Below are 7313 nucleotides of genomic sequence, written 5' to 3' on the forward strand. Positions count from 1 at the left end.
CAGGTGAACGAGAAAGAAGTTGAGCGCGCAAGAGAAGCGCAGCTTGACGATGCCATGATCGATCGCCTCATTCTAGATGACTCCCGTATCGAAGCTATGGCAGAAGGAATTGAAGTCATCATTGAGTTAGACGATCCTGTGGGTAAGGAGCGGGTGATTGGCACCCGTCCTAATGGCATTGAAATTAAAAAGATGCGCATTCCCCTGGGCGTGGTTTGCATGATTTATGAAGCGCGACCCAATGTGACTGCCGATGCCGGCGCATTATGTTTTAAATCGGGAAATGGCGTTATCCTAAGAGGTGGTAAAGAAGCCTTAGATACGAGCTTGGCCATTGCGGGTTTATTACAAGCGGTATTGGAAAAGCACAATTTACCCAAAGAATTGATCAGTGTGGTGCCCGATCCTGATCGTGCACTCATGCAAGAGTTAATGGAACAACGTGACTATATTGACGTCATCATTCCCCGTGGTGGTGAAGGGTTAATCAATTATGTTACGGAGAATGCTAAGGTTCCCGTCATTCAGCATTTTAAAGGTGTTTGCCATCTGTATGTTGATAAAGACGCCGATTTAGATAAAGCCTTGACTCTGTTGCTTAACGGTAAAACCCAACGTACCGGTGTATGTAATGCTCTGGAAGGCTTGTTGGTACATCAAGGCATCGCCGGAGACTTCTTACCGAAAGTCGCAAAAGCGCTGGCTGAACATAATGTCCGTGTTCATGTTAACGAAAAAGGCGCTAGTTACTTTGCTGACGCAGATGTGATTGGAGAAGATGAGTACGGTGAAGAGTACTTAGGCCTGGAAATCGCCATTCGTGTGGTGGATGATTTCGAGGGTGCCCTTGAGCACATTGTTGCATTTGGTAGCAATCATACCGAAGTTATCTGTACCGAAAATGCCCAAACAGCGCAAATGTTTCAGCGCGCCGTTGATGCTTCTGTGGTGATGGTGAATGCATCGTCACGTTTTTCCGATGGTAGTCAACTCGGATTGGGTGCAGAAATCGGAATCGCAACGACCAAACTTCATGCCTACGGTCCTATGGGCTTAGAATCACTTACCGCTGAAAAGTATCTGGTGAATGGTAGTGGCCAAGTTCGTGAATAAATAACACAATTTGCTTGTGGTTGGCATTGTGAAATGAAAACCGAATTGAGATACTAGAGAACCGGGCACGCTGCCCGGTTTTTTTAATTCGAGAGTTACCTCAACATGATGGCAGATGTCAGCGTCGATTTGGCGCTAGTGTGGCAAAATATCAGCGATTTTATTCAAACGTATAAACTGGTGGCGTCGGCCATCTTGATGATTACGTTTTTGGCAGTAAAGCGCCTGGTTTTACGTTTACTGAAACGGCGCAGTAAAAAGACAGGTGAGGACAGACGGCACTCAATCAATATTATTGAGCAACTTGGCAATGCCATTTTATTAATATTGTTGATGATGCTGTGGGCATCTGAAATTCAGAATTTAGCCATTTCTATCGCGGCATTTATGGTCGCCATTGTGTTGGCAACCCGAGAGTTCATTCAATGCTTTATGGGGTTTATCTATTACCTTGGGGCGCGTCCTTTTCGCGTCGGCGATTGGATCCAAATGAGCAGTGTCCAAGGGGAAGTGGTTGAAATGGACTGGGCGAAAACCACCTTGTTGGAAGTTGATCCTGAATCCTACAACTATACGGGTAAACACCTATATATTCCCAATAGCCAGCTGGTAACCCACGCGGTAAGAAACCTTAACTTTTTGCGTCGTTATACCCTGCATCAATTCACCTTGGTGTTGGAGCCAGAAACCAACCCTTATGCTTTGTTACCGCAATTTCGTGAATGCACCCTCGCTCACTGTGAACACTTTCGAGAGGTTGCGGGTCGTTACAAAAGCCTTATCGAACGGCATATGGATGCTGAGTTTATTGATATTGACCCGGATATTGCGATAGAGACAAATCAGTATGCAAAATTACGCATTACCATTTCGTTATTTTGCCCTATTGAAGAAGCCCACGAACTGCAACAAAAAATATCCCATGATTGGATGGATCTTTGGCATGAACAAATCCTACGCGAAGAAAAAGTGCGCGGGAAACAAAAAGCCAATACTCGCTAAGGCCTTATTTGGGATACCAGTGCCGCTGCTGAGAAAAATGGCTGCTTAAAAAGGCCATTTGATCGGCGAGGATGCGGCGGTTCATCAAGTAAAAGCGCTCGTAAATATTGGGGCGAAAGGGGACGGCCAACAACGGCATATTCGCTTCTTCCGGTGTGCAGGCGCCCTTGGCGTGATTGCAGCGAGCACAGGCGGTGGCCACATTCGTCCATCTATCTTGACCGCCCCGAGAGCGGGGAATGATATGATCCCGGGTTAACAGGGATGGGCTAAATGTCTGACCACAATACAAACAAAGGTGATTATCACGACGGAAAAGATAGCGGTTGTTCAAGGCCACCTTGCCACTGAGATCTGCGATTTTTCCTTCGCAGGCAATAATGCTAGAAAGGGTAAGGCGGCTTTGAATGCCTCGATGATTCCAGCCTCCACGCAAGGTGAAGGATTTTTCGCCCAGTTCAAAGAGGACTTTTTCCTGACAGTAAAGTTTGGCGGCTTCTTCTGGTAAGATCCACTCCTGGGGCATGCCTGCTTTGTTTAATCTGAGCACGAGCATGGCGGATATCTCCTGAATGATGACATATACAGCTTACTGTTTATTATTGCAATATGATGAAAAAATAGCCAAATGCCAAGTTATTATTTTATTAACTTGGGAAAAAAGGTTTAATCCCGATAAAAAGGAAAATGCGCCCTGTATTTCATAATGGCAATACGTAGCGTTCGCGGCTATACTATGCGCCGCGTTTAAAAGCGAAATATATATTAAAGAAAAAGGACAAATAGTGACTCCTATTACACATTCATTTCAGTATGGACAGCATACTGTTACATTAGAAACGGGCGTAATCGCTCGTCAGGCAACGGCCGCAGTTATTGCTAGCATGGATGATACATCCGTGATGGTTACCGTAGTTGGTAAAAAAGATGCAAATCCTGATCAGGATTTTTTCCCTTTAACGGTTAATTACCAAGAAAAAGCCTATGCAGCGGGTAAAATCCCCGGTGGTTTTTTCAAGCGTGAAGGACGTCCTTCTGAGGGCGAAACTCTTATCGCTCGTCTTATTGACCGTCCAATCCGCCCATTATTCCCAGAAGGGTTTTTCAATGAAGTACAGGTTGTTGTAACTGTACTTTCTGCAAACCCAGAAATCCCCACTGATATCATTTCTCTGATTGGTACCTCTGCAGCACTGGCTATTTCAGGTATCCCATTTAATGGTCCTGTAGGCGCTGCTCGTGTGGGTTATTCAGGTGGTGAGTATATTCTTAACACCCGTAATTCCGAACAGGAAGAAAGTCAGCTTGATTTAGTGGTTGCCGGTACAGAAAGTGCGGTATTGATGGTTGAATCTGAAGCGAACATTCTGCCTGAAGACGTTATGCTTGGCGCTGTAATGTATGGCCATGAACAATCTCAGGCTGTGGTTAATGCCGTTAAAGCGTTTGCCGCCGAAGTGGCTACACCAGCGTGGGATTGGCAGCCAAAAGCAGAAAACACTGAACTTAAAGCGAAAGTGAAAGCGTTGGCTGAAGCGGGAATGACAGAGGCTTATCAAATTTCTGATAAATTGGCCCGTAAAGATGCTGTTACTGCGGTAACAGAAGAAGCCTTAGCTAAAATCTTAGAAGAAAACCCAGAGCAAGATCCTAAAGAAGCCTCAGATCTTCTTCATGATTTAGAAAGTGATGTGGTACGTTCACGTATTCTTGATGGCAAGCCTCGTATCGATGGTCGTGATCCTGCCATGATCCGTGCTCTTGACGTTGCCACCGGTATTTTACCCCGTACGCACGGTTCTGCTGTGTTTACCCGTGGTGAAACACAAGCACTGGTTGTTGCCACTTTAGGTACGGAACGTGATGCGCAGATGATTGACGAGCTTCAAGGTAAGCGCGACAGTAAATTTATGCTGCATTATAACTTCCCTCCGTATTGTGTGGGTGAAACCGGCTTTATCGGTTCACCTAAGCGTCGTGAGATTGGTCATGGACGTTTAGCAAAACGCGGTATTCAAGCGGTAATGCCTTCAGACGAAGAATTCCCGTATGTGGTACGTGTTGTATCGGAAATTACCGAGTCTAATGGTTCATCGTCTATGGCGTCTGTATGTGGTACGTCTTTGGCGCTGATGGATGCTGGTGTACCTATTAAAGCCTCGGTTGCGGGTATCGCCATGGGGTTAGTGAAAAGCGATGAGAACTTTGTCGTCCTTTCCGATATCTTGGGTGATGAAGATCACCTGGGTGATATGGACTTTAAAGTAGCGGGTACTACTGATGGTATTACTGCGTTACAAATGGACATCAAAATCGAAGGTATCACTAAAGAAATCATGCAAATTGCGCTTAAACAAGCGAAAGAAGCCCGTTTGCATATCCTTAAAGTGATGGATGAAGCCATTACCGGTCACCGTGAAGAACTCAGTGAGTTTGCACCGCGTATTTATACCATGAAGATTGATCAGGATAAGATCCGCGATGTGATTGGTAAAGGTGGCGCGATGATTCGTCAAATTACGGAAGAATCTGATACTAACATCGAAATTGAAGATGACGGTACCATTAAAATCTTCGCCACTGAACGGGCTAAAGCCGATATTGCCATTAGCAAAATTGAGCAGGTGACTGCAGAAATTGAAGTGGGTAAAACCTATCATGGTAAAATTACCCGTATCGTTGATTTCGGTGCCTTTGTAGAAGTACTACCGGGTAAAGAAGGTCTGGTACATATTTCTCAGATTGCCCACGAACGGGTAAATAAAGTAACCGATTACCTGAAAGAAGGTGAAATGGTTGACGTGAAAGTAATGGAAATCGACCGTCAAAATCGTGTGCGTTTAAGCATTAAAGAATTGCTTGAAAAACCTGCACCGAAAGAAGACAAAGGTGAGTAATCGTCCTATTCTAGGACAGTAACCTCATTGTTGAGTACAGATTAAAAAGGCGCATTAGCGCCTTTTTTGTTGGAGAAGAATTATGGCTGATGATACACAAACCCGTATTGAAGCGGCAACTTTTAGACGTTTACTTAAACATCTTGATGACAACAAACAGGTTCAAAATATCGATTTAATGATCTTGGCGGACTTTTGCCGTAATTGCTTAGCAAAATGGTACAGTGCAGCGGCGGCAGAGGAAGGCGAGGCCATTGACTACGAAGCGGCAAGGGAAATCATTTATAAAATGCCCTACAGTGAATGGAAAGAGAATTATCAAGCCCCGGCTACGCAAGCACAGCTTGATGCCATGGCGGCGAAGAAAAAAGCCTAAACGAGGTTAGACTTTATGGCGGGTATCATCATGACTTAAGCGAAACGCATGGGGCAATAATTCGCTCACCGTGTGTTTTTCCACATCGCCAGTGGAGGTGACCAAATAAATGGGCGTGGCGTCATCGGCAAACTCGGCAATTTTTTGTCGGCAACCGCCACAAGGAAAACACAGCTCATCATTAGGACTGGCGATAACCACTGCTTTTATCGTCCTTGTGCCTTGGCTTACCATACTGCCTATGGCGGTGGCCTCGGCACATTGGCCTAGTGGATAGGCGGCGTTTTCAACATTACAACCACAGAAAATATTGCCATCTTCGGTGAGAACGGCGGCACCTACTTGAAATCCAGAGTAGGGCGCATGGGCGTTTTTTTGCGCTTTTTGAGCTGAATTTATAAGTTGTGTTATTATTTTACTTTCCATTACATCTCTCTGGTGGGTTTAGGCTTTACTTTTTATACTAAATCAGCGAAGGTGACAGACATCGCTAACTGTCCAGGTGGACAGTGCTTTTTCTTGCCAACTATTTCATAGCGAGTAATATCATTTTTAACATGCGAAACCTCATTAGTCTCACTTTTTTTTCCCTCATTTCCGTTTCAATCGTTGGATGCTCGAGCACTCAGCATGTGGAACAAAAAGCCGAAATGGGAAACTTATTACTTGCCGAACCTGCGCCGGTTAATCCCCGTTCGCAAATGGCTATTGCCCGTTATAATCAGGTGCTAGCCAATGCATCCATTCCCGATGAAGACAGAGCTGAATTACTGTATCAACGGGGGATGTTATACGATAGCGTCGGCCTAGCAGGTCTTGCTCAGTTTGATTATACCCAAGCATTACAGCTAAAACCTGATATGGCTGAGGTGTATAATTCCATTGGCATTCATTATGTCCAACAAATGAATTTCATTCAGGCCTACGAGGCTTTCGATTCTACCTTGGATATCGATCCTGAATACGATTTTGCCTTCTTAAATCGTGGCATTGCACTTTATTATGGCGGGCGTTCGGATTTGGCCGTTGCTGATCTAACGACTTTCCAAACCAAGGATGAAACGGATCCTTTCCGGGTACTCTGGACCTATTTTGCTAAAGCCGATATTGATGAGGCTGATGCCAAAGCCTATTTACTTTCTGTCAGACCGACCCTTAACGAAGAGCATTGGGCAGTGAAGTTGGTGGATTTATTCTTAGGTACTGCCAGTGAAAATGATTTACTCAATTCGCTTATCGAAGGGGTGTCCAGCCAAGCTGAACTCACCGATCGGTTGTGTGAAGCTTACTTTTATTTAGGTAAATACCACAGTTACCTTGGCAATAAAGGTATTGCATCGAATTATTTTAAACTGGCGTTAAGTACTAATGTGTACGATTACGTGGAGCATCGTTATGCTCGCATTGAGCTCAACAGGTTAAGAACACCTGCCGGCGACGAGAACTAATCCTTTCCCATGCGAGGATTATTCGTGGCTCTGCTGGCACTTTTGCTGGTAGGTTCAGACTCCGGACGGGATACAGCTCAACTATTACGTAATGCCGGCAGTGCTGACAATCCCGCCCCCTTACTGTGGCAAGCGGCTGAAAATGGCAGTGAACAAGCTCAAGACCGGTTAGTGGCCTTTGCGTCTATGACCCAGTCTCAATACTGGTTGAATAAGCTGGTTGCGCTGGATAATGCCGATGCCGCCTGGGCACTTTACCAATCCTCCGACGGCAATATGACCGATGATCGGCTAATGCGCTTAGCGGCCATTGGCAATGTCCCTGAAGCACAAATGCAATATGCTTTTACTACTGATGATCCACAAGAAAGGGAAAAGTGGTTAAAGCGGTCTGCCCAGCAAGGTTACTTACCCGGTCAAGCGGCGCTAGCAGATTGGTATTTGCTTAATGGTTATGCCGATAAAGCCTTGCCCTGG

General features: G+C 45.3%; 7 protein-coding genes and 1 pseudogene. 6 read left to right on the plus strand and 2 right to left on the minus strand.

Going from position 1 to position 7313, the window contains the following annotated elements:
* Together V5298_RS17810 and V5298_RS17815 are read left to right on the plus strand one after the other, a co-directional pair.
* Positions 1-1113, plus strand: a 1113-nt coding sequence (locus V5298_RS17810; RefSeq protein WP_332932781.1) for a glutamate-5-semialdehyde dehydrogenase, incomplete at its 5' end; no start/stop codon positions are given.
* A 105-nt stretch (positions 1114-1218) separates the two neighbouring features.
* The gene (locus V5298_RS17815) at positions 1219-2115 is read left to right on the plus strand and encodes a mechanosensitive ion channel family protein (protein WP_332932782.1); all 897 of its coding nucleotides are present in this window, start codon (positions 1219-1221) and stop codon (positions 2113-2115) included.
* Between the two features lie 4 nt (positions 2116-2119).
* Here the strand turns inward: V5298_RS17815 and V5298_RS17820 are convergent, their stop codons facing one another.
* The gene (locus V5298_RS17820) at positions 2120-2671 is read right to left on the minus strand and encodes an HNH endonuclease (protein ID WP_332932783.1); all 552 of its coding nucleotides are present in this window, start codon (positions 2669-2671) and stop codon (positions 2120-2122) included.
* A 229-nt stretch (positions 2672-2900) separates the two neighbouring features.
* Between V5298_RS17820 and pnp the strand changes: the two genes are divergently transcribed.
* A complete protein-coding gene (gene pnp / locus V5298_RS17825; protein WP_332932784.1) occupies positions 2901-5012 on the plus strand; it encodes a polyribonucleotide nucleotidyltransferase in 2112 nt (703 codons plus the stop codon).
* Positions 5013-5094: 82 nt separating this feature from the next.
* Positions 5095-5388 (plus strand): DUF1244 domain-containing protein, encoded by a 294-nt coding sequence (locus tag V5298_RS17830; RefSeq protein WP_332932785.1) that lies wholly within the window; start codon positions 5095-5097, stop codon positions 5386-5388.
* 6 nt (positions 5389-5394) lie between these two features.
* On the opposite strand, the gene cdd is transcribed toward V5298_RS17830, so the two are convergent.
* Entirely contained in the window at positions 5395-5814 is a 420-nt protein-coding gene (gene cdd, locus V5298_RS17835) for a cytidine deaminase (RefSeq protein WP_332932786.1), read from the minus strand.
* A gap of 131 nt (positions 5815-5945) precedes the next feature.
* On the opposite strand from cdd, the gene nlpI reads away from it, so the two are divergent.
* Both nlpI and V5298_RS17845 read left to right on the plus strand, forming a co-directional pair.
* On the plus strand, positions 5946-6836 hold the full coding sequence (gene nlpI, locus V5298_RS17840) for a lipoprotein NlpI (RefSeq protein ID WP_332932787.1): 891 nt from the start codon (positions 5946-5948) through the stop codon (positions 6834-6836).
* A 24-nt stretch (positions 6837-6860) separates the two neighbouring features.
* Positions 6861-7313: pseudogene (locus tag V5298_RS17845) on the plus strand (sel1 repeat family protein); the annotation flags it as partial.

This window comes from Alteromonas sp. 14N.309.X.WAT.G.H12 (assembly GCF_036697315.1).
In the GTDB taxonomy this organism is placed as follows: domain Bacteria; phylum Pseudomonadota; class Gammaproteobacteria; order Enterobacterales; family Alteromonadaceae; genus Alteromonas.